This is a genomic window from Solwaraspora sp. WMMB762, assembly GCF_049179115.1.
In the GTDB taxonomy this organism is placed as follows: domain Bacteria; phylum Actinomycetota; class Actinomycetes; order Mycobacteriales; family Micromonosporaceae; genus Micromonospora_E.
The window spans coordinates 2,011,480-2,034,524 of record NZ_JBMHMD010000001.1 but is presented as its reverse complement, the minus strand read 5'-3'; the positions used below and the strand labels follow the sequence as shown (position 1 = coordinate 2,034,524).

The window sequence follows — 23,045 nt, the reverse complement described above, 5'->3', positions numbered from 1 at the left end:
CCCGGGTGGCCCGGCCCGCTGGGAGCCGTTGGCACGGTGGGTGATGCTCTTCTCACAAAAGATGGGCATTATGCCCCAGCCCAGATGGTGAGGCGCGCCATACCCCCGACTCCAGCTCACCTGCGCCGCCACCTAGCATCGGGCGCATGACACCCGGAGAGGGGAGTCCGTTGGTGACTGCTGACCAGGAGGACAGCGCCGGACCGTCGGCGCCGGCGCTCGGAGTGCTCGACGAGATCATCGCCGGCGTCCGAGCCGAGGTTCAACGCCGCGAAGGGCTGGTCCCGCTGAGCCGGATCCGTGAGCTCGCCGCCGCCGCGCCACCGCCGATCGACGCCTGCGCAGCGCTGCGCAAGCCCGGGGTCGGGGTGATCGCCGAGGTCAAGCGGGCCTCGCCGTCGAAGGGTGCGCTGGCCGACATCCCGGACCCGGCCGATTTGGCCTCGGAGTACGCCGCCGGTGGCGCCCGCTGCATCAGCGTGCTGACCGAGCAGCGCTGGTTCGGTGGTTCACTGGACGACCTCACCGCCGTACGGGCCGCCGTCAACGTGCCGGTGCTGCGCAAGGACTTCATCGTCTCCAGCTACCAGGTGCACGAGGCCCGCGCCTACGGTGCCGACCTGGTCCTGCTGATGGTGGTCGCGCTGGAGCAGAACGTGCTGGTCGGGCTGCTGGAGCGGATCGAGTCGCTGGGCATGACCGCGCTGGTCGAGGTGCACACCGAGGAGGAGGCCGACCGGGCCCTCGAAGCCGGCGCCCAGGTCATCGGGGTCAACGCCCGTGACCTGCGCACCCTGGAGGTGGACCGGTCGGTGTTCGAGCGGATCGCGCCGGGGCTGCCGAACAGCGTCGTCAAGATCGCCGAGTCGGGGGTGCGCGGGCCGCACGACCTGATCCGGTACGCGTCGGCCGGCGCCGACGCCGTCCTGGTCGGTGAGGGCCTGGTGACCCAGAAGAGCCCCCGGGACGCGGTCGCCGAGCTGGTCAACGCCGGCAACCACCCGGCGACGCCGAGGCCGGTGCGATGAGCGCCCCGAACGCCACCGGCGTCGACGCGCCCGGCACCGGTGCGCGGCCCGCCGCGCTGCCCGACGACACCGGCCACTTCGGCCGCTACGGCGGACGGTTCGTGCCCGAGGCGCTGATCGCCGCCCTCGACGAGCTGGACGTCGCGTACCGCAAGGCGATGGCCGACGACGCCTTCCGGGCCGACTTCGACCGGCTGTTGCGCGACTACGCCGGCACCCCGTCGCTGCTCTACCGGGCCGAGCGGCTGTCCGCGCAGGTCGGCGCGACGGTGCTGCTCAAACGGGAGGACCTCAACCACACCGGCGCGCACAAGGTGCGCAACGTGCTCGGCCAGGCGCTGCTGACCCGGCGGATGGGCAAGCCCCGGATCATCGCCGAGACCGGCGCCGGTCAGCACGGGGTGGCCAGCGCCACCGCCGCCGCCCTGCTGGACCTCGAATGCGTGGTCTACATGGGCGAGGTGGACACCGAACGGCAGGCGCTCAACGTGGCCCGGATGCGGATGCTCGGCGCCACCGTGGTGCCGGTGACCAACGGGTCGCGCACCCTCAAGGACGCGCTCAACGAGGCGCTGCGCGACTGGGTGGCCAGCGTCGACCACACCCACTACCTGATCGGCACCGCCGCCGGCCCGCACCCGTTCCCGGCGATGGTCCGCGACTTCGTGCGCGGCATCGGTGACGAGGCCCGCGCGCAGTGCCTGGACAGCCTCGGCGCGCTCCCGGACGCGGTCACCGCCTGCGTCGGCGGCGGCTCCAACGCCATCGGCATCTTCCACGCCTTCGTCGGCGACGACCAGGTCCGGCTGTACGGCTTCGAGGCCGGCGGCGACGGGGTGGCCACCGGCCGGCACGCGGCCAGCATCACCGGCGGGGCGTCCGGGGTGCTGCACGGGGCCCGCACCTACCTGCTGCAGGACGCCGACGGGCAGACCTTGGACTCGCACTCGATCTCGGCCGGCCTGGACTACCCGGCGGTCGGTCCGGAGCACGCCTGGCTGCACGACGTCGGCCGGGCCCGCTACCAGCCGGTCACCGATGCCGAGGCGATGGCGGCGTTCCAGCTGCTCTGCCGCACCGAGGGGATCATCCCGGCGATCGAGAGCGCACACGCGCTCGCCGGCACCCTGCGGATCATCCCGGAACTCACCGCCGAGCTGGGGCGCGAGCCGACCATCGTGGTCAACCTCTCCGGCCGCGGCGACAAGGACGTGCACACCGCCGGCGCCTACTTCGGCATTCTCGACGGGCAGGACCGATGAGCATCTCGGTGGCGTTCGACAAGGCCCGGGCCGAGGGCCGCGCCGTGCTGGTCGGCTGCATGCCGGCCGGCTTCCCCAGCGTCGACGACAGCATCGTCGCGATGCGGGCGATGGTCGACGCGGGGGTCGACGTCATCGAGGTCGAGCTGCCCTACTCCGACCCGGTGATGGACGGCCCGGTGATCCAGCGGGCCAGCGACATCGCCCTGGCCGGCGGGGTCCGCACCGCGGACGCGCTGCGGATCATCGAGGCGGTCGCCGCGACCGGCGCGCCGGTGGTCACCATGACCTACTGGAACCCGATCGAGCGGTACGGCGTGGACGCCTTCGCCCGCGACCTGGCGGCGGCCGGCGGCACCGGGCTGATCACCCCGGACCTGATCCCGGACGAGGCGGACGAGTGGCTGGCCGCCTCGGACGCGTACGGCCTGGACCGGACCTTCCTCGTCTCGCCGTCGTCGACCGACGCCCGGCTGGCGATGACCGTGCGGCACTGCCGGGGTTTCGTCTACGCCACCGCGCTGATGGGTGTCACCGGGGCCCGCGAGCAGTCCTCCGGCGCGGCACCGACTCTGGTCGGCCGGCTGCGCCAGGTCACCGACCTGCCGGTCGGCGTCGGTCTCGGGGTGGGCAACGGCGCCCAGGCGGCCGAGGTCGGTTCGTTCGCCGACGGGGTGATCGTCGGCAGCGCGTTGATCCGGTGCCTGCTGGACGCGACCGATCTGCCCGCCGGGCTGGCCGCACTGCGTTCGCTCAGCGGTGAGCTCGCCGCCGGCGTACGCGCGGTGACCCGGTGAAGCGGCTTCGGCGGCCCGGCGCGGCAGGGCGTGGTGCCCCGGTGAGCCGGCGACACGCCTGACGCTGGCGACCGGGGGTCCCTGGTTCGGGGGTCACGACGGTAGCGTGTGCACCCGTGACACTCGCCGCGATCCCCAGCCCGGCCACCGCTGTCTGGCAACTTGGTCCAATTCCCATCCGGGCGTACGCGCTCTGCATAGTCCTCGGCATCGTGGTGGCCAGCGCGGTCACCGAGTACCGGCTCCGCCAGCGCGGGGTCCGGCCGTGGGCGGTGCTGGACATCGCCATCTGGGCGGTGCCGTTCGGCATCCTCGGTGCCCGGCTCTATCACGTCGTCTCCTCACCGCAGGCGTACTTCGGCGCCAACGGCAACCCGATCGAAGCCTTCTACATCTGGCAGGGCGGTCTCGGAATCTGGGGCGCCGTCGCCGGTGGCGCGGTCGGCGCCTGGCTGGCCGCCCGCCAACTGGGCATCCCGCTCAGCGTGGTCGCCGACGCGCTCGCCCCCGGCCTGCCGCTCGCCCAGGCCGTCGGCCGGTTCGGCAACTGGTTCAACAACGAGCTGTACGGCGGCCCGACCACGTTGCCGTGGGGCCTGCAGGTGCACCAGATGGACCGCAGCAACCCCGGTCAGGCGCTGCGCGACCCGGAGGGCAACCCGGTGCTGGAGCCGGGGCTCTACCATCCGACGTTCCTGTACGAGGCGATCTGGAACGTCGGTGTCGCCGCGCTGGTGCTGCTCGCCGAACGCCGCTGGAAGCTCGGTGCCGGTCGGGCCTTCGCGGTGTACGTGGCGGGCTACACCGCCGGCCGGTTCTGGATCGAGATCATGCGTACCGATCCCGCGAACGAGTTCTTCGGCGTGCGGGTCAACGTGTTCACCTCGGTGCTGATCTTCCTCGGCGCGCTGGTCTATCTCGTCCGGGTACGCGGCCCGCAGCAGTTCCTCGTCCCGTTGGACGCCGAGGGCCGGCCGTTGCCGCCCGTCGGCGCGTCGACGCCGGCCGACGGCGGGTCGACCGACGCCGGGTCGGGCGAGACCGGCTCGGGCACCGCTGGCTCGGGCACCGCCGAGCCGACCGAAAGCGGGGCGGCCGGGTCCGAGGCAACCGGTGGGGTGTCCCAGATCGACGTCTCGGGCAAGAAACCCACCGCCGAGTTGGCCGCCGGCTACCGAGTGGTCACCGAGGAACAGTTCCGGCGGTACGAGAGCACCGGTGAGCTGCCTGCCGAGACCACCGCCGGAACCGACACCGAGACCACCGCCGGAACCGACACCGAGACCACCGCCGGAACCGACACCGAGACCGACACCGGAACCGACGGTGCCGCTGGAGCCGACGCCGGGACCGGAGCCGGCACCGGCACCGGTAAGACCGGAAGCTGACCGCCGGTCGGCGGGCGCCGACCGACCGGGGGAAGAGGGGGCGGGATGCGTACTGCGGTCGTGGTGGGGGCGGGCATCGGCGGTCTGGCGGTCGCCGGTGCCCTGGCCCGCACCGGTTGGCGGGTCACCCTGCTGGAACGTGAGGACCGGGTCCGGTCCGACGGCACCGCCCTGGTGCTCTGGCCCAACGGTGTCCGCGCGTTGCGGGCGTTGGGCCTCGGCGCCGGGCTGGAAGCGATCGCCACCCCGGTGTCGCACACCGGGGTACGCCGCCCCGACGGGCAGTGGCTCGTGCAGCCCCGGCCGCAGCCGGAGGACCGGGCCCCGGTGGTGGTGCACCGGGAGGATCTGCACGACGCGTTGATCGCCGGTCTCGGCGAGCAGGCCGAGATCCGCACCGGGGTGACCGTGAAGGGCCTGCGACCGGCGGTGGACCGGCCGGCGGTGACCATCGGCCGGGGCGTCGTCGAGGCCGACCTGGTGGTGGCGGCGGACGGCGTGCACAGCGCGCTGCGTCCGGCGTTGGCCCCGGGCAGTTCGGTGGTCAGCTCCGGGTGCTCGGCCTGGCGGGCGGTGATTCCCTGGTACCGGGCGCCGCAGCTGGCCGCCGGTCAGGTCGGCGGCGAGATACTCGGCGCCGGCTACCGGTTCGTCTCGGCGTCGTTGGGTGAACGGGGTTCGGCCGGGGGCTCCAGCCGGGGCGGCATCTACTGGGTGGCGACCGCCGCCGGGGCGTCCCGCCCGGAGCCGCCAGCGACCCAGCTGACCCTGCTGCGCCGCTGGTTCGCCGGCTGGCCGGCCCCGGTGGGCGAGCTGCTCGCCGCCACCGAGCCGGCCGACCTGGTCCAGCAGGAGGTCCGCGAGCTGCGGCCGCTGCCCCCGGCGTACGGGTTCCCGGTCGGGTCGGGCGGTGTGGTGCTGCTCGGCGACGCGGCGCACGCGATGCCGCATCATCTCGGGCAGGGCGCGTGCCTGGCGTTCGAGGACGCGGCGACGCTGTGCGCCCTGGTCCGGGACACCGTGCCGGGGCCGGCGCTGGCCGCGGCGGTCGACTCGTACAGCCGGTTGCGCCGGCCGCGAGCGGTGGCGATGGTGCGCCAGACCCGGCGGATGGCGGCGGTGCTGTCGGCGCGGGGCCGGCTGGCGCTGCGGGCCCGGGACGCGACGCTCGGCACGATCAGCCCTCGGCTGATGGGCAGTGTGGCCGCCACCGCCGCGCAGTGGCAGCCGCCGCCGTCCTGACCGTCGCCCGCGGCGAGTGGGCCGGTCGCCCACGGCTGAACGGGCCGGTCGTCCGCGGCGAGTGGGCCGGTCAGCCGCCGGGGTGGGCGGTGGGTTCGGCGATGCAGGAGGTGCCCACCCGGCGGAAGCCGAGTCGGTGGTAGAGCATCGCCACGTCGTCGTCGCCGGCGGCCAGGAAGATCAGGTCGACGCCGGCGGCGAGCGCGTGCCGGGCCAGCGCGGCGGTGACCGCCGATGCCAGGCCCTGGCGGCGGGCCGGTGCCACGGTGCCGACACCGACGATCTCGGCGACGTCGTCGACCCGGTTGAGCGATCCGACGGCGGCCGGCTGCCCACCGGCCGGCAGCCCGGCCAGGGCGATGGTGTGGCTGCCGGCGGCGATCGCCGACCGTTCGTGGTCGACCAGAGCGTCCGGCAGGGCCGGGTCGGCGGCCGCCGCCGCGACAGGTGAGGCCGCCGGGGCTGTCGTGGCCAGCGGTTCGATGCTGTCCGGTGGGGCTGCCGGGGCGGCGGTGGCGAGCCCGCCGGATGCCGGCGCGGGCTGCCCGGCCGGGTCCGACGCACCGCCGCCGGGACCGCCATTGTCGACAGTGGGAAATGTCACTGTAACAATCTCGGGGGTGTCGGCGCCGACGGTCGGCAGTCCGGTGCCGGTGCCGCCGGACGGGGCGAACGCGGCCTGGGCGATGGTGAACCAGGTGGTGAGATCGGCCGCGAAGTCGGGTGAGTCCGGGTCGAGCAGCCGTACCGGCCGGTCGGCGAACCGGTCAACCGGGGGCAGAGCGGTCGGGTCGAGCACCATCAGCGGTGCCTGCCGCACGCCGAGCCCGGCCGACCGGGCCACCGCCAGCAGGTCGGGGTTGATCTCGTGGATCCATTCGAAGGACTCGGGAAGGCCCAGTTCGCGTTGTCGGGCGCGTACGGTGGTGATGTCGGCGGCGGCCGGCGGCGCGGTCACGCCTACCCGGGGGCGGGCGTAGAACGGCCAACCCGCCTCCCCATTCCGCACGAAAAGTACATAGTCACCCAGCTCTTCGGGGCGGGCGGCAGCACGCGGTACGGCATCGCAGAACCGGTCCAGCCGGCCGAGGAGTTCGTTCTCCTGGTTGGCCACCTTGTGAGACTACACGTCCCATACAATGGACGTGTGATCAATTCGCACTGGTGATGTCCGGTGGCCCCTCACGTAGACTCAGAAAACTCTCCAGGGCCGACGTCGTCCCGAAATCTGTTCATGCGCGAGTGACGACAGGAGGCCCGGTGGTTCTTCCGTACCCGCAGGGACCGCACCCCTGCCCGCCGCAGGCATCCCAGCCGCCGGCGCAGGGTCTCTACGACCCCGCCCACGAGCACGACGCGTGTGGTGTCTCTTTCGTGGCGGACCTCAACGGCCGCCGCTCGCACGACGTGGTGGCCAAGGGCCTGGCCGCGCTGTGCCGGCTCGACCACCGTGGTGCGCGGGGTGCGGAGCAGAACACCGGTGACGGCGCCGGCATCATGATCCAGGTCCCGGACGCGTTCCTGCGGGCCGTCGTCGACTTCGACCTGCCGCCGGCCGGGCAGTACGCCACCGGCCTGGTGTTCCTGCCCGCCGACCCGGCCGACGAGGCCCGGGTCCGCCGGATCGTCGAAAAGTACGCCCTGGTCGAGGGCGCCGACGTGCTCGGCTGGCGGGACGTGCCGGTGCAGCCGGACGGGCTCGGCGAGACCGCCGACGCCGCCCGCCCCCGGATCGCGCAGCTCTTCCTGTCCGCGCACCGGCTGACCGACTCGCCGGCCGGCCCGGCCGGCACCCCGTTGGCCGGGCTGGACCTGGACCGGGTGGCGTTCTGCGTACGCAAGCAGGCCGAGCGGGAGAGCGCCGAGCGCGGCGTGACCGCCTACTTCCCGTCGCTGTCCGGCCGGACCATGGTCTACAAGGGCATGCTCACCCCGGACCAGCTGCCGGAGTTCTACCCCGACCTGCGCGACGAGCGGGTGGCCAGCGCGATCGCCCTGGTGCACTCCCGGTTCTCCACCAACACGTTCCCGTCCTGGCCGCTGTCGCACCCGTACCGGTTCATCGCGCACAACGGCGAGATCAACACGATCCGGGGCAACAAGAACTGGATGAACGCCCGCGAGGCGCTGCTCGCCACGCCGGACATCCCCGGCAACATCCGCCGGCTGTTCCCGGTCTGCACCCCGCAGGCGTCCGACTCGGCCAACTTCGACGAGGTCCTCGAACTGCTGCACCTGGCCGGACGCAGCCTGCCGCACGCCGTCCTGATGATGATCCCGGAGGCATGGGAGAACGACCCCGGGATGGAGCCGGCGAAGCGTGACTTCTACCGCTTCCACGCCAGCCTGATGGAGCCGTGGGACGGCCCGGCCTCGGTCGCCTTCACCGACGGTGAGATCGTCGGTGCGGTGCTGGACCGCAACGGGCTGCGGCCGGGCCGCTGGTGGCGCACCAGCGACGGCCTGGTGGTGCTGGGCAGCGAAGCCGGCGTGCTCGATCTCGACCCGGCGACCGTGGTCGCCAAGGGTCGGCTGCGGCCGGGCCGGATGTTCCTGGTCGACACCGCCGCCGGGCGCATCGTCGAGGACGAGGAGATCAAGGCCGAGCTGGCCGCCGCCCACCCGTACGGCGACTGGCTGCACGCCGGCCTGATCGACCTGCGGGACCTACCGGAGCGGGACCACATCGTCTACGCGCACGACTCGGTGCAGCGCCGCCAGCAGACCTTCGGCTACACCGAGGAGGAGCTGAAGATCCTGATCGCGCCGATGGCCCGCAAGGGCATCGAGCCGATCGGGTCGATGGGCACCGACACCCCGATCTCGCCGCTGTCCACCCGGCCCCGGCTGCTGTTCGACTACTTCCACCAGCTGTTCGCCCAGGTCACCAACCCGCCGCTGGACGCCATCCGGGAGGAGATGGTGACCAGCCTGCAGTCGACCATCGGCCCGGAGGCCAACCTGCTCGACCCGGGTCCGGCGTCCTGCCGGCAGATCGTGCTGCCGTACCCGATCATCGACAACGACGAGCTGGCCAAGATCCTGTCCATCGACGAGGACGGCGACCTGCCCGGCTTCAAGGCGGTCCGGGTCTCCGGCCTGTACCCGCTGCGTGACGGCGCCGACGGCATCAAGGCCCGGCTCACCGAGATCTGCCGGCACGTGTCCGAGGCGATCGAGGACGGCGTACGGATCTTCGTGCTGTCGGACCGGGACTCGACCGTCGACCTGGCGCCGATCCCGTCGCTGCTGCTCACCGCCGCCGTTCACCAGCACCTGGTCCGTGAGCAGACCCGCACCCAGGTGGCGCTGCTCGTCGAGTCCGGCGACTGCCGCGAGGTGCACCACGCCGCCGTGCTGATCGGCTACGGTGCCGCCGCGGTCAACCCGTACCTGGCCTTCGAGTCGGTCGAGGACCTGATCGCCACCGGCGCGCTGGCCGGCATCACCTCCACCGAGGCGATCCGCAACTACGTCAAGGCGCTCGGCAAGGGCGTGCTCAAGATCATGTCGAAGATGGGCATCTCGACGGTCTCCTCGTACTGCGGGGCCCAGGTCTTCGAAGCGGTCGGCCTGGACCCCCGGCTGGTCGAGCGCTACTTCGCCGGCACCCCCGGCACCGTCGGCGGGGTCGGGCTGTCCGGCATCCACGCCGAGGTCGCCGCCCGGCACGACCGCGCGTACCCGTCGAACAGCGCCGAACGCTCGCACCGCCGCCTCGACGTCGGCGGCGAGTACCAGTGGCGGCGCGAAGGCGAACTGCACCTGTTCAACCCGGAGACGGTGTTCCTGCTGCAGCACGCCACCCGGTCCGGGCAGTACGACGTGTTCCGCCGCTACACCGCCACCGTCGACGGCCTGGCCGCCGAGGCCGGCTCGCTGCGCGGGCTGTTCACCCTGCGCGACGGGGTCCGCGAGCCGGTGCCGATCGACGAGGTCGAACCGGCCAGCGAGATCGTCAAGCGGTTCTCCACCGGCGCCATGAGCTACGGGTCGATCTCCGCCGAGTCGCACGAGACCCTCGCCATCGCGATGAACCGCCTCGGCGGGCGGTCCAACACCGGCGAGGGCGGCGAGGACGTCGACCGGCTCTACGACCCGGCCCGCCGCTCGGCGGTCAAGCAGATCGCCTCCGGCCGGTTCGGCGTCACCAGCGAGTACCTGGTCAACGCCAACGACCTGCAGATCAAGATGGCGCAGGGGGCCAAGCCGGGTGAGGGCGGCCAGCTGCCCGGCAACAAGGTGTGGCCGTGGATCGCCAAGACCCGCCACGCCACCCCCGGCGTCGGGCTGATCTCCCCGCCGCCGCACCACGACATCTACTCGATCGAGGACCTCGCCCAGCTGGTGCACGACCTCAAGTGCGTCAACCCGGCCGCCCGGGTGCACGTCAAGCTGGTCAGCGAGATCGGCGTCGGCACCGTCGCCGCCGGCGTCGCCAAGCTCAAAGCCGATGTCATCCTGATCTCCGGGCACGACGGCGGTACCGGCGCGTCCCCGCTGAACTCGCTCAAGCACGCCGGCACCCCGTGGGAGCTGGGCCTGGCCGAGACCCAGCAGACGCTGCTGCTGAACAAGCTGCGCGACCGGGTCACCGTCCAGGTCGACGGCCAGCTCAAGACCGGCCGGGACGTGCTGATCGCGGCGCTGCTCGGCGCCGAGGAGTACGGCTTCGCCACCGCTCCGCTGATCGTCTCCGGCTGCGTGATGATGCGCGTCTGCCACCTGGACACCTGCCCGGTCGGCATCGCGACCCAGAACCCGGTGCTGCGGGAACGCTTCACCGGCAAGCCGGAGTTCGTGGAGAACTTCTTCCTGTTCCTCGCCGAGGAGGTCCGCGGCTACCTGGCCGAGCTGGGGTTCCGGTCGATCGACGAGGCGATCGGCCGGGCCGACCTGCTGGACACCACGCCGGCCGTGGAGCACTGGAAGGCCAAGGGCCTGGACCTGTCCGCCGTGCTGCACGTGCCGGCGCTGCCGGCCGGTGCCGCGCTGCGCGGCGTCCGCGCCCAGGATCACGGTCTGGACAAGGCGCTCGACAACGAGCTGATCACCCTGGCCGGGCCGGCGTTGACCGACCGGACCCCGGTGCGGGCGTCGGTGCCGGTACGCAACGAGCACCGCAGCGTCGGCGCGATGCTCGGCGGTGAGGTGACCCGCCGGGTCGGCGGGGCCGGGCTGCCCGACGACACCATCGAGTTCACCCTGACCGGCACCGCCGGGCAGTCGTTCGGCGCGTTCCTGCCGCGCGGGGTGACGCTGCGACTGGTCGGCGACGCCAACGACTACGTCGGCAAGGGCCTGTCCGGTGGCCGGCTGATCGTCCGCCCGGACCCGGCGGCCCCGTTCGCCGCGCCCGGTGGCGTCGGCGCCGAGGAGCAGATCATCGCCGGCAACACCATCCTGTACGGGGCGACCGCCGGTGAGCTGTTCCTGCGCGGGCGGGTCGGCGAACGGTTCGCGGTGCGCAACTCGGGTGCGGTCACCGTCGTCGAGGGCGTCGGCGACCACGGCTGCGAGTACATGACCGGCGGTACGGTCGTCGTGCTCGGCCCGACCGGGCGCAACTTCGCCGCCGGCATGTCCGGCGGTACGGCGTACCTGTGGCGCCTCGACGAGAACCTGGTCAACCGGGAGCTGGTGGATCTGGAGCCGGTGGCCGCCGACGCCGAGCCGATGCTGCGTGAGCTGGTCGAGCGGCACTTCGCCGAGACCGACTCGGCGGTGGCCGAGGGGCTGCTCAAGCGCTGGCCGGAGGCGGTGGAGGAGTTCACCGTGGTGGTGCCGCGCGACTACCGACGGGTGCTGGAGACGATGAGGGCCGCCGAAGCCGCCGGCCGTGACGTGGATGAGGCCGTCATGGAGGTGGCTCGTGCCTGACCCGACCGGATTCCTGCGGATCGACCGGCGGCTGCCGCAACGCCGACCCGTGCCGGTGCGGATCATGGACTGGCGGGAGGTCTACCCGCCGGCCACCGACGAGCTGATCCGCGAGCAGGCGACCCGCTGCATGGACTGCGGCATCCCGTTCTGCCACGACGGCTGTCCGCTGGGCAACCGGATCCCGGACTGGAACGACCTGGTCCGCACCGGTGGCTGGGCGGCGGCGATCGAGTCGCTGCACGCCACCAACAACTTCCCGGAGTTCACCGGCCGGCTCTGCCCGGCGCCGTGCGAGGCGGCCTGCGTGCTGGGTATCGCCGGCGGCGCGCCGGTCACCATCAAGCAGGTCGAGGTGGAGATCATCAACCGGGCGGTCGGCGCCGGCCTGGTCACCCCGCATCCGGTGCCGGAGCCGTCCGGCCGGCGGGTCGCGGTGGTCGGTTCCGGCCCGGCCGGGCTGGCCGCCGCCCAGCAGTTGGCCCGCGCCGGGCACGCGGTCACCGTCTTCGAACGCGACGACGCCATCGGCGGCCTGATGCGGTACGGCATCCCCGACTTCAAACTGGAGAAGGAGCACATCGACCTGCGGCTGGCCCAGTTGGCGGCCGAGGGCGTGCAGTTCCGCGCCGGGGTGAACGTCGGCGTCGACGTGACCGCCGAGCAGCTGCGGGCCGACCACGACGCGGTGCTGCTGGCCTGCGGGGCACTGGCCGGCCGGGACACCCCGGCGACGCCGGGCCGGGCGCTGCGCGGGGTGCACCTGGCGATGGAGCACCTGGTCGAGTCGAACCGGGTGGTGGCGGCCGCGGCGGCACACGCCCGCACCGCCGAGGCGGCCGGCGTGGTGGCCGTCGAGCCGCCGTCCGACGCCGGGTCGTCGCACGTGGACGGCGTACCGGTGGACCGGCCGGCGATCGACGCGGCCGGCCGGCATGTGGTGATCATCGGCGGTGGTGACACCGCCGCCGACTGCCTCGGGGTGGCGCACCGGCAGGGCGCGGCCGGGGTCTACCAGCTGGACCTCTACCCGGAGCCGCCGAGCGCCCGCGACGAGGCCCGGGACCCGTGGCCGACCTGGCCGTGGGTGCTGCGCGAGTACCCGGCGCATGAGGAGGGCGGCGAGCGGGTCTTCGCCGTCGCGGTGCAGGAGTTCGTCGACGACGGCACCGGCGCGGTACGGGCGGTACGGATCGCCGAGGTGACGGTGACCAAGCGTGATGGCGAGCGGATCCTGACCGTGGTGCCGGGCACTGAGCGGGAACTGCCGGCGGACCTGGTGCTGCTGGCGATCGGCTTCGAGGGCACCGAGCAGCAGCCGTTGCTGGAGCAGCTGCGGCTGGTCCGCAACCGGCGCGGGGCGATCGACTCCGACGGTGACTGGCAGACCGCCACCAAGGGGGTCTTCGTCGCCGGTGACATGCACCGGGGGGCGTCGCTGATCGTGTGGGCGATCGCCGAGGGTCGGGCGGCGGCGGCCGCCATCCACTCGTACCTCGGTGGGGTGGGGGAGTTGCCGGCGCCGGTGGTGCCGACCGCGCAACCGCTCGCCGCCCGCTGACCCGGCGCCTGCCCGCTGATCCGGCGTTACCCGCTGCCCCGCGCCTGCCCGCTGCCCCGACGCTGTCCGTTGCCCTGGCGCGGACGGTGACTTTGCGTGACCCGGCCCGGGCGCACCCGCTCGGCAGCCCTGATGCCACAGGTGCATATTGATGCACCTGTGGCATCAAGGCTGAACGGCACAGGTGCCCGGGGCCCCACCGGAGGGATCGGGGTCGCCGCTGCGTACCTCTTTCGGGGATGCAGATGTTTCGATAGCATTACCGGCTAGTAACAACCGTTACTCCCCACGGCCACGCGCGCGGCCACGAGGATCCCCCCATCCTTGTGAGGTCCGTCCATGCCCCTCCGTCCCCTGGCCCGCGCCGCCCTCGCGCTGGCCGTCACCCTCGGCGCCACCGGCGTCGGCGTCGTCGCGGCCACCGCCCCGGCGCAGGCCGCACCCGCCGCCGTGCACTACGTCGCCCTCGGCGACTCGTTCTCGTCCGGCGTCGGCGCCGGCCCCTACGAGACGACCTGCCTGCGCAGCGACCGCTCGTACGCGCCGCTGTGGGCGGCGGCCAACTCACCGGCCAGCTTCCGCTTCGTCGCCTGCGGCGGCGCGGTCACCGACGACGTGCTCGACGACCAACTGTCCGCACTCGACGCCGGCACCACGATGGTCACCATCACCATCGGTGGCAACGACGCCGGATTCGTCGACGTCGTGCTCAACTGCCGGCTGGGCGGCGAATCCGCCTGCGCCAGTGCGGTCGACCGGGCCGAGCGGTACGCCACCACCGAACTGCCCGGCCGGCTCGACGCCACCTACACCGCGATCCGGCAACGGGCACCGAACGCGCAGCTGATCGTGCTCGGCTACCCGCGACTGTTCGACGAGACCCGCTACTGCGGCCTGTTCAGCATGAGCCTGACCAAACGGTCCATCATCAACGACGCGGCGGACCTGCTCGCCGACGTCACCGCCGCCCGCGCGTCGGCCGCCGGCGCCACCTTCGTGGACACCCGGTCGCAGTTCGCCGGCCACGGCGTCTGCGCCGGCAGCCCGTGGATCAACGACTTCTCCGCGCTGATCGCCGCGTACCACCCGAACGCCGCCGGTTACCGCGACGGATACCTGGCCGCGCTCAACACGGTCACCGGCTGACGACTCCGCGTACCTGACGGAGTCGAGTACCTGGCGGTCCGGTCCCCGCCCGCACCACGGGGACCGGGCCGCCCGTCACTGCCCGTCGCCGTCGCCGTCGCCGTCGTCGCCGGGAGCCGGCCGGTTGCTGAGGAAGTAGGCGCCGAGCGCGCCGGCCAGGGTGCCGAAGACGACGACCGAGTACGCGGCCAGGATCAGCTCCAGGCCCTGGGCGAACGGGTCCCGCGCGGCCATCCGCTGACCGGTGATCGTGGTGAGCGTGACGTCGTGCAACGCCTGCGCGTAGCTCGAATAGGAGCCGGAGACCACGAGCAGTTGGCCGGCGGCGAGGATGAGGCTCACCGTCACCGCGAAGAGCCAGGCGAGCCGGTCGGTGAGCAGCCGGCCGGCGGAGCGCGAACCTCGTACGGCGGCGGTGATCGCCGCACCGGCGCGGGCCGTGCGCAGCGCCAACGCCACCCGGGCGAACCGCAGCACCGGTACGGCCAGGAAGAGCAGCTGCCACCAGTTGCGCCGCCAGAACCGGCCGGGGTGGTGCCGGCCCAGCCAGGCCCGCAGCGAGAACTCGGCGACGAAGACCACCCACAACGCCCAGCTGGCCGCGCCCAACACGGCGGCCGTCGGCGGATGGGTGGTGACGAACTGCCCGATCACCAGCAGCAGGAACAGCACACCGAGGACGCCGAGCGGCTTGTCGAGGCGATCGGCGAACCGGCGCAACATCTCGTCGCGCTCGGTCTCGTCGTGCTCCGTACCGTCGCGTTCGGTCTCGTCGCGGGCTTCGTGCCCGGTCTCGCGGCCGTCGGTGCCGTCGTCGGTGCCGTCGTTGTCACCAGGTCGCATCGATCGCACTTCCGACGGTGGTCGGGACACTCCGATTACGAATATTAGGTGCATTTCGGGTGTCCAGTCGCCACTATCGCCCGGTCCGGAGTGTCGGCCCGGTCGCGACGGCCGGGTTAACAGGGGCTGCCCGATTCGGATAGTGTTCCGGTGGCTACCCGAGTGGCAGGTGGGGGTGGGATGAGCTTCGGTGCCGCGTACCGTCGGGCGGTCGCCGCCCACCGGCAGGCCGTGACCCATCTGACCACCGCCCGATCGGCCATAGCGGACAGCCCAGCGCCCCCGCCGCCGGACCTCGGCGACGTCACCGAACGGCTGCGCCACGTCGGCGAAACCCTCACCACCGGCGCGACCAGCGCCACCCAGGACCTGGCCGTCAGCCCGGCGCCGGTGCGGGTCGGCATGGCCCGCCCGGTCGGGCTCGCCGGCACCGGCGACCCGGTCGAGTTCCCCGCGCTGGTGCCGCTCGGCGCCGGCACCCACCTGGCCATCGACGCCGACGCCCGCCAGCCACGGATCGCCGCCCTGCTGCGCAGCCTCGTCGTACGGCTGCTCGCCGCCGCCCCACCCGGCACGGTACGGGTGACCGCGCTGGACACCACCTCGATGGGCGCCACCTTCCTGCCGCTGCGCCCGCTGGTCGAAGCCGGCGTGCTGGCGGCACCGGCCGCCACCGACGCCGAAGCCAAGGAACGCCTCGACGACGCCGACCAGCACGTGCGCGCCGCCCAGGCCCGCACTGGCGGGCAGCCGGGGGAGCTGCTGGTGGTGGTCGCGGCGGCGCTGCCGGACAGCCGCGCCGAGCTGATGCGCCTCGCCGCGCTCACCCACGCTGGCACCGCCGCCCGGGTCTGCGTGATCGTCGCCGGCTACCCGCCGACCGGCACCGGAGCGCAGCCGCCGACGCTCGGCCCGACCACCCAGATCCGACTCGACGGCAACCGGGGCTGGGTCGGCGACCCGCCCGGCCAGCCGTTCAGCTCCGACGGCACCGGGCTGGCCGCCCCCGTCGCCCTCGACGGCGACCCACCGGCCCGGGTCGTGCAGGCCCTCGCCGACCGGCTCGGCGAGATCCACCGGCGCGGCTCCGCACTCGACTTCGCCGACCTGCTGCCGCCCCGGATCTGGACCGAGACCGCCGGCACCGGCCTGCACACCGTCGTCGGCCGCGCCGGCCGGGAGCCGGCGATCCTCGCCTTCGACGACGTCACCCCGCACTGGCTGGTCGGCGGGCGCACCGGCTCCGGCAAGACCGTCTTCCTGCTCGACCTGCTGTACGGCCTGGCCGCCCGCTACCCGCCCGACGAGCTGGCGCTCTACCTGCTCGACTTCAAGGAAGGCGTCAGCTTCACCGAGTTCGTGCCGACCGGCCGCGACCCGTCGTGGATCCCGCACGCCCGCGCCGTCGGCATCGAATCCGACCGGGAGTACGGCGTCGCCGTGCTGCGCGAGCTGCGCCGCGAGCTGAACCGGCGGGCGGCGGCGATGAAACGCCACGGCGTGACGAAGCTGGCCGACCTGCCCCGCGACGGCGCACCGACGCCGCGTACCGTCGCGGTGATCGACGAGTTCCACGTACTGTTCGACGGCAACGACTCGGTCGCCCGGGAGGCCGCCGCCCTGCTGGAGGAGCTGGCCCGCAAAGGCCGGTCGTACGGCGTACACCTGGTGCTGGCCAGTCAGAGCATGTCCGGCATCGAAGCCCTGTACGGCAAGACCGACTCGATCTTCGGCCAGTTTCCGCTGCGGGTGGCGCTGCCCGGCGGCAACGGCGTCCTCGATCCGCTCAACCACACCGCCGGTGGGCTGCCGGTCGGGCAGGCGATCGTCAACGCCTCGGCCGGCATCGCCGGCGCCAACACGGTCGTCCGGTTCCCGGACGCGCACGGCGGGGCCCGGCGGATCGCCGCGCTGCGCCACGAGCTGTGGCAGGCCCGCGCCGCCGGCTCCCGGCCACCGGCGATCTTCAAGGGGTACGAGGCGGCGCACCTCGACGGTGACCCGACGTACCGCTCACTGGCCCCCGGCGGACGGCGACCCCTCGCACTGGTCGGCCGGCAGGTCGACGTGGACCTCAGCTCGGCGGTGTTCCCGCTGGACGCCACCCCGGGCCGGCACATCGCCGTGGTCGGCACCACCGGCCACGCCGCCGACGTGCTGCACGCCGCCACCGTCAGCCTGGCCCGGCAGGAGCCGCCCGGCCACGCCCGGTTCCTGCTGGCACCGCTGGTCGCCTCCGCCGACGAGGTCGCCGATGAAACCGCTGAGGCGCTGCACGCCTTCGGGCATTCGATCACCCGGTTGACCGCCGCCGAGCTGCGCGAGGAGCTGCGCCGACTGGCCAACCCGGACACCGCTACGCCGACCGACGGCGGGCGGACGTACCTGGTGGTGTTCGGAATGGACGCCGCCGCCGGGGTGCTCGGCGCGAAGGACGACATGTTCAAATCCGGGCTGGACGATCTGCAGATGGTGCTGCGCCAGGGGCCCGGCCACGGCGTACACCTGTTGGGTTGGTGGCGTGGGCTGCGCCGGCTCGCCGACGACCTGGGCGGCTCACACAACCGTGACGACCTGGCCTGCCTGGTGGCGATGAACGTCCCCGGCGGTGAGCTCGGCTCCTACCTGGGCACCCACGACCTGGCGTACCGGCCGCGGCCGAACCGGGCGCTGCTGATCGACCGGCACGACCAGCGGACCCGGCTGATCGTGCCGTTCGCGTTGCCCGGCCGCGAGCTGGACGAGGAGGGCTGAGCGCGGTGAGCAGCGACTTCGACGAGTACGCCGCCCTGGCCCGGCACCTGCACGAGCTGCACCGCACCGGCCAGGCCGGCTCGGCGCAGCATCAGACCCGTCGGCAGCGGCTCACCGGCTACGCCGACCAGCTCGGCCAGCGGCTGTCCGCCCAGTGGCAGCGGCTGGCGGCGGTCGCCCAGGCCGCCGGTGTGCCGGCACCGCCCGCGCCGCCGCCGATCGTCGCGACCCCGGCTGCCGGCAACGCGGCGGGCCAGCAACAGTCCGGCGGGTACGGCACCTCGCCGGCCGGTGTCCCGTGGCCACCGCCGCCACCGCCACCGCCTGGCCGGGCGATGCCAGGTCAGGCGATGCCGGGGCCGGTCGGGCTTCCGCCACCGCCACGCCGCCCCGAGCTGGCCACCGGCGAGCAGCGGGTGCCGCTGCCGACCGGGGCCTCCGGGCCGCCTGCCCAGGCCGGGTCGGTGCAGCCGTACGGCGTCGGCCCGGTCTCGGCCGCCCCGGTCTCCGGCGACCCGGCTGCGGCAGGCGGGTTACCACCGGACGCCGAGCAGGAGCTGGAGGCGGCCCGCCGGCAGCTCGACGAGGCCGACGCCGCCGCCACCGAGGCGGAGCAGGCCGCCGGCCGCCCGCCGCTGCTGCCCGGCTGGTCACCGCTGGCCCGGGCGGTCACCGTCTACCTGGGGTTCGCCGCCGCCGTCGCCGTCCTGCAGTTCGGGTTCTTCCTGAACCCGGTGACCGCCGGCGTCGACTACAGCACCAAGTGGATCTGGTCCTGCGCCGGCTTCCCGGCGACCGGCTTCTTCGCCGCGTACTTCGTGATCAGCAAGTGGGGCTCGTCCCGGCTGGAGACCGACGGCGGTCCCCGGTTCCCGAAGCTGGGGTTCCTGATCAGTTTCGCCGGCGCCGCCGCCTCGATCCTCCTGCTGCTGGTCTTCCTCCAACTCGACGAGTTCTGAGGCGATTCGGTCAGGAACTGCCATTTGCGACGGCGAGAAGGTCGTCGGGGTTCCAGACATGCTTGGCGATGGCCTGATAGAGCTTACCTCGCTCGATGATGTCGACTGCCTTGAACTCTTCGTGTGCCCTGAACGGGAGGCTACTGGACTTGATAAAGGAGAGGAAGCCAGGATTCTTGTCGTACGTTTGGGGGTCGAGGCTGGCGGCAAGCAGATTCTGGCTGTAATAGCGGGGCCGCTTCGCGGCGTACGTGTCGTCGCCGTAGCTTGCGTTGAACCGTTTGGGAAGTAGGAGCAGATCGCCGACACGGTTGCGATGGCGAGCGAAATCTGCCTCGTGGGTGAAGTCGTCAGTGTGACGCGCCGGTCGGTTGGCCCACACATGCTCGACCTCGTACATCACCTTCGCGCCGTTGGTCAACTCGATGTAATTGGATGCCTGACCTGAGCTGACTGTGATATAATCGGTGATCCTGGCGAGAATCTTGTGGATTTGGCTGCGGTTCTGCTGGTGGACATAGAGGTCGTTATTGCTGTCGAAGGTCTCGGTGATCCCCGTCAGGTAGGCGTGCAGGGATATCCCGAGCTCCTCGATGTCCAGCCCACGGATATCGCGCATCACAGTGAACATGGCGTACTGCATCGTCGAGTAGGCGGTGGATCGGAAGTTCCAGATGCGCCAGGCGAGCAGGATGTCGGCGAACCGGCCGACCAGTTCCAGTTTGCGATCTATCGTCGTGAGGTCATCGCTGACGCGCAGTGGTGCAAGCAGTAGCTGGTCTTGGAGTGTGAATCGGTGATCGAAATTGTAGCGGATGAAGCGTAGCGGGCTGGTGGGGTCAAACGTGCCCCGGGCGGCGTCGGTGATGCGTTCGTACTGGCGGCTGTAGAAGTCAAAGTCAACGCGAACAAATTTGTAGTAGCTGTCCTTGCTTGTCAACCCGACCTGCTCGCTGTCGCCGCGTAGCCAACGGTGGAACTCGGTGCCGATCCGATCCCAGTTCTCTGGGCGGGCGTTCCTCTTGCGTTCACGGATCTTCGTCGAGTACTGGCTGCGCAGCCAGGTCTTCAGGAAGTCGGAGCTTGCATCCTCGCTCTTCTCATCGAGCTCACGCAAGCGCCTGCGCCAGAGTTCGTTGGCCTTGGCGCGGGGGTCGCCGTCCTCCATGTTGGCAAGCAGGTAGCCCTTGAGCATGTCGGCTGGGGTGAGGCGCAGACCGCGGTCGTTCATGGTCTCGAAGATCGCGTATGCGTCATCGTCGTCGTACGCCGTGATCTGGACCAGCTGCACGCGGTCCTTCAGCCAATCGACGAAGTAAGGTAAGGCTTCGCCGTGTAGCTCCTCGGGGAACAATCCTTCGAGCTCCTGGTAGCGTGCGACAAGGGTATGCACCGATGTCGGGTCGTCGGGCTTGGGATTGTAGGCGCCGTGGCCGAACAGCGCCTCCATGCAGTCGGTACGGTCATCCACGTTGAGGTTGAAAGACTTCTCGCCGTACATCTCTGAGTAAATTAGCGGGTCGACGTCGACCTTGTCGCTGCGGTCAGCCTGGAGGCGACGGAGGAAGGTGAGAAGCAGCGTGAGGCTTGTCAGTCGTTGCTGGCCATCGACGATGAATGGCCCGCTTTTCTTCTGTGAGATGATGATGGAGCCAAGGAAGTATCCGGGGTACTTTGCGACGTCTTTGCGCGTGTGACCGGCATCGTAGAGATCCAGGAACTTGGTTGTCAGGTCCGCGACAAGTTCCGTGATCTGCTTGGATTCCCACCGGTATTCGCGCTGGTAGTAGTCGATTTCGTACTTCTTGTTGGCCAGTACCTCGTTGACGGTCTTTGCTCCACCCTCGATGCTGCGGTCAACGGTAGCCACGATGTATCCTTTCGCCTTCGCCGAGACGAGGTCGTCGATCCAAACTTCCAGGTCACGACCGCCAGACGGCCGTGGTCGGCGTTCTTCGCTGCCAGATTCCACTTCAAGCGATGCGTAAAGCACCATCAGAACGTGTCACGGTCAGAGCAGGCGGGAGGTTACCTGCCGTTGTAGGTATGTATCAAGGGAGGGCTGACAGCGACGTCAGTTGGTGAGTAGGAGGTCCAGCGGTGCTGGCGGGTCGGCTGCCGAGCTGACGTGCGCCGACCGCGACGCACTGTGTCGGTCAGTGTCCTCGGGCGGTTGGTAGGATCGGGACCATGACCGAGCCCGTGCTCGCCTACCGATGGAGCCGGAGCGAGTTTCTGCGCGCCTCGGAAGCGGGGGCGTTCGACCACCGGGTGGAGCTCGTCGAAGGAGAAATCTGGCCGGTAGCGATCGGATCATGGCACGGTGACACGGTCGGTCAGTTGCTGGCGACGCTGCCGCGAGACGGGGTGCGGGTGACGACCGCGACCCTGCCGACCGGGGAGTCGCTTCCCGACCCGGATTGCTGGGTGCGTCGCGTCGACGCTGGTCCGATCGGGATGGTCGGGTCTCGGTTGTCGGTTTGGGCCGCCGTCGATGTGTTGCTCGTGGTCGAGGTCGCCGACGAGACGATGATCCAGGATCTCAACGTCAAGACCAGGCTGTACGGCCAGGCAGGCTACCCGGTGTACTGGGTCGTCACCCAGCGGGCGATCTATGAGCACACGGGGCCGATCTCGTCCGGTTACCGGACTCGGGTCGAGTACCTCCCCGGGGAGCGCATCCCGGTCCCGTACGCCGGCATTGAGCTTGCCGTCGATGACCTGATCGCGCCGCACGCCAGCTGAGCGGATCGCTGTGGTCCGACCGGCCGACGGTGCCGTTCGGTAACGCCGTTGAAAACAACGGCCGGGACCATGGGTGAATGGCCGACGAGCCGGTGCGACTGGAGATCCGGACGCTGGGCGGGTGCCTGTTCGACTCGCCGCTGGCCCGACTGCTGCTCGGGCGCAACACCAGCTGGCACTACGTCGACGAGTCCGACCGGGTGCTGCTCGACGACACCGTCGGGATGCTCACCGGCCGGGGTCTGCCCGTCGACGAGCTGCCCAGTCTCGAACCGGGCGGACCGCGACAGAAGATCTTCTTCGAGCCGGCCCGGACCCGGGTCGGGATCGTCACCTGCGGTGGGCTCTGCCCCGGCCTGAACAATGTCATCCGGGCTCTGGTGCTGGAGCTGACCACCGGCTACGGGGTGCGGCAGATCGTCGGTTTCCGTAACGGCTATCAGGGGCTGGTCGCCCGGTACGGCCACGACCCGGTCCCGCTGACCCCGGCGGTCGTGGACCGGATCGACGAGTACGGCGGCACCATCCTCGGTACGTCGCGGGGCAACCAGGATCCGGAGGAGATCGCCGACACCCTCGACGAGCTCGGCATCGACATCCTGTTCGTGATCGGTGGCGACGGTTCGATGCGGGGCGCGTCGCGGATCACCGAGGTGCTCGCCCAGCGGGGCCGGCCGGTCGCCGTCGTCGGGGTGCCGAAGACGATCGACAACGACATTCCGTACATCGATCAGAGCTTTGGTTTCCAGACGGCGGTCGCGCACGCCACCGAGGTGATCCGGGCCGCCCATGTGGAGGCCACCGCGTTCCCCGGCGGGATCGGGCTCGTACAGCTGATGGGTCGGCATTCGGGTTTCATCGCCTGCTACGCGGCGCTGGCCACCCACGACGCCGATTTCGTCCTGGTGCCCGAGGTTCCGTTCGCACTGGACGGCCCGGGTGGCCTCCTGACGCACCTGCGTCGCCGGGTCGCCGACCGGGGGCACGCGACGGTCGTCGCCGCCGAGGGCGCCGGCCAGGAGCATCTGGCCGGCGAACCCGTCGGGCACGACGCCTCCGGCAATCTGCGGCTGCACGATTTCGGCCGCTACCTGCGGCAGCGGATCGTCGAGGACTTCGCCGACGCTGGACGCGAGGCGAGTGTGAAGTACATCGACCCGAGCTACACGATCCGTGGGGTTCCGGCCAACCCGTACGACAGTGTCTACTGCATCCGGTTGGCGCATGCGGCGGTGCACGCGGCGATGGCCGGTCGGACCGACCTGGTGGTGGGTCGGTGGCGGGGCAGGTTCGTGCACGTGCCGATGCCGCTGGCGGTGAGCGCCCGTAACCAGGTCGACCCGTACGGCGACCTGTGGCTGTCGGTCCTGGAGGCCACCGGTCAGCCGCCGTTGATCGCCTGATCGCCTGATCGGGCGGCCGGTTTGGCCGCCCACTACA

General features: G+C 71.6%; 15 protein-coding genes. 12 read left to right on the top strand and 3 right to left on the bottom strand.

Annotated elements, in window-relative coordinates; translation table 11 throughout:
- Positions 1-224 precede the first annotated feature (224 nt).
- From trpC to ACN27J_RS08935, 5 genes are all read left to right on the top strand, one after another.
- A complete protein-coding gene (trpC, locus tag ACN27J_RS08955) occupies positions 225-1,028 on the top strand; it encodes an indole-3-glycerol phosphate synthase TrpC (protein WP_421372160.1) in 804 nt (267 codons plus the stop codon).
- Positions 1,025-2,290: a tryptophan synthase subunit beta gene (trpB, locus tag ACN27J_RS08950; RefSeq protein ID WP_421365077.1), complete on the top strand. Its 1,266-nt coding sequence runs from the start codon at positions 1,025-1,027 to the stop codon at positions 2,288-2,290. Before trpC ends, trpB begins: the two co-directional genes overlap by 4 nt.
- Positions 2,287-3,087, top strand: a complete 801-nt coding sequence (gene trpA / locus ACN27J_RS08945; RefSeq protein WP_421365075.1) for a tryptophan synthase subunit alpha — start codon at positions 2,287-2,289, stop codon at positions 3,085-3,087. The genes trpB and trpA overlap by 4 nt, the downstream gene beginning before the upstream one ends.
- A gap of 116 nt (positions 3,088-3,203) precedes the next feature.
- Complete coding sequence (gene lgt / locus ACN27J_RS08940; protein WP_421365073.1) at positions 3,204-4,475, top strand: prolipoprotein diacylglyceryl transferase; 1,272 nt, start codon at positions 3,204-3,206, stop codon at positions 4,473-4,475.
- Between the two features lie 45 nt (positions 4,476-4,520).
- Positions 4,521-5,717, top strand: a complete 1,197-nt coding sequence (locus ACN27J_RS08935; protein ID WP_421365071.1) for an FAD-dependent oxidoreductase — start codon at positions 4,521-4,523, stop codon at positions 5,715-5,717.
- Between the two features lie 70 nt (positions 5,718-5,787).
- On the opposite strand, the gene ACN27J_RS08930 is transcribed toward ACN27J_RS08935, so the two are convergent.
- Positions 5,788-6,831 (bottom strand): GNAT family N-acetyltransferase, encoded by a 1,044-nt coding sequence (locus tag ACN27J_RS08930; protein WP_421365069.1) that lies wholly within the window; start codon positions 6,829-6,831, stop codon positions 5,788-5,790.
- A 146-nt stretch (positions 6,832-6,977) separates the two neighbouring features.
- Here ACN27J_RS08930 and gltB point away from each other — a divergent pair, with 146 nt between their 5' ends.
- The 3 genes from gltB (at position 6,978) to ACN27J_RS08915 (ending at position 14,304) form a co-directional block, all read left to right on the top strand.
- Positions 6,978-11,597 (top strand): glutamate synthase large subunit, encoded by a 4,620-nt coding sequence (gene gltB, locus ACN27J_RS08925; RefSeq protein ID WP_421365067.1) that lies wholly within the window; start codon positions 6,978-6,980, stop codon positions 11,595-11,597.
- Positions 11,590-13,158 (top strand): glutamate synthase subunit beta, encoded by a 1,569-nt coding sequence (locus ACN27J_RS08920; RefSeq protein WP_421365065.1) that lies wholly within the window; start codon positions 11,590-11,592, stop codon positions 13,156-13,158. The genes gltB and ACN27J_RS08920 overlap by 8 nt, the downstream gene beginning before the upstream one ends.
- A 339-nt stretch (positions 13,159-13,497) precedes the next feature.
- On the top strand, positions 13,498-14,304 hold the full coding sequence (locus ACN27J_RS08915; RefSeq protein WP_421365063.1) for an SGNH/GDSL hydrolase family protein: 807 nt from the start codon (positions 13,498-13,500) through the stop codon (positions 14,302-14,304).
- 75 nt (positions 14,305-14,379) lie between these two features.
- On the opposite strand, the gene ACN27J_RS08910 is transcribed toward ACN27J_RS08915, so the two are convergent.
- A complete protein-coding gene (locus ACN27J_RS08910) occupies positions 14,380-15,147 on the bottom strand; it encodes a hypothetical protein (RefSeq protein WP_421365062.1) in 768 nt (255 codons plus the stop codon).
- 180 nt (positions 15,148-15,327) lie between these two features.
- Between ACN27J_RS08910 and ACN27J_RS08905 the strand changes: the two genes are divergently transcribed.
- The gene (locus ACN27J_RS08905) at positions 15,328-17,901 is read left to right on the top strand and encodes an FtsK/SpoIIIE domain-containing protein (protein ID WP_421365061.1); all 2,574 of its coding nucleotides are present in this window, start codon (positions 15,328-15,330) and stop codon (positions 17,899-17,901) included.
- A 5-nt stretch (positions 17,902-17,906) separates the two neighbouring features.
- Positions 17,907-18,860 (top strand): hypothetical protein, encoded by a 954-nt coding sequence (locus tag ACN27J_RS08900; RefSeq protein ID WP_421365060.1) that lies wholly within the window; start codon positions 17,907-17,909, stop codon positions 18,858-18,860.
- 10 nt (positions 18,861-18,870) lie between these two features.
- Here ACN27J_RS08900 and ACN27J_RS08895 read toward each other — a convergent pair whose 3' ends face one another.
- The gene (locus ACN27J_RS08895) at positions 18,871-20,853 is read right to left on the bottom strand and encodes a DUF262 domain-containing protein (protein WP_421365059.1); all 1,983 of its coding nucleotides are present in this window, start codon (positions 20,851-20,853) and stop codon (positions 18,871-18,873) included.
- A gap of 197 nt (positions 20,854-21,050) precedes the next feature.
- Between ACN27J_RS08895 and ACN27J_RS08890 the strand changes: the two genes are divergently transcribed.
- Positions 21,051-21,605 (top strand): Uma2 family endonuclease, encoded by a 555-nt coding sequence (locus tag ACN27J_RS08890; protein ID WP_421365058.1) that lies wholly within the window; start codon positions 21,051-21,053, stop codon positions 21,603-21,605.
- A gap of 77 nt (positions 21,606-21,682) precedes the next feature.
- Positions 21,683-23,008: an ATP-dependent 6-phosphofructokinase gene (locus tag ACN27J_RS08885; protein ID WP_421365057.1), complete on the top strand. Its 1,326-nt coding sequence runs from the start codon at positions 21,683-21,685 to the stop codon at positions 23,006-23,008.
- Positions 23,009-23,045: the final 37 nt, after the last annotated feature.

Excerpts from the sequence above, each read along its gene's own strand:
- trpB (WP_421365077.1), top strand. The coding sequence starts at position 1,025 with ATGAGCGCCCCGAACGCCACCGGCGTCGACGCGCCCGGCACCGGTGCG.
- trpA (WP_421365075.1), top strand. The coding sequence starts at position 2,287 with ATGAGCATCTCGGTGGCGTTCGACAAGGCCCGGGCCGAGGGCCGCGCC.
- ACN27J_RS08935 (WP_421365071.1), top strand. The coding sequence starts at position 4,521 with ATGCGTACTGCGGTCGTGGTGGGGGCGGGCATCGGCGGTCTGGCGGTC.
- ACN27J_RS08915 (WP_421365063.1), top strand. The coding sequence starts at position 13,498 with ATGCCCCTCCGTCCCCTGGCCCGCGCCGCCCTCGCGCTGGCCGTCACC.
- ACN27J_RS08910 (WP_421365062.1), bottom strand. The coding sequence starts at position 15,147 with ATGCGACCTGGTGACAACGACGGCACCGACGACGGCACCGACGGCCGC.
- ACN27J_RS08905 (WP_421365061.1), top strand. The coding sequence starts at position 15,328 with ATGAGCTTCGGTGCCGCGTACCGTCGGGCGGTCGCCGCCCACCGGCAG.
- ACN27J_RS08890 (WP_421365058.1), top strand. The coding sequence starts at position 21,051 with ATGACCGAGCCCGTGCTCGCCTACCGATGGAGCCGGAGCGAGTTTCTG.
- ACN27J_RS08885 (WP_421365057.1), top strand. The coding sequence starts at position 21,683 with ATGGCCGACGAGCCGGTGCGACTGGAGATCCGGACGCTGGGCGGGTGC.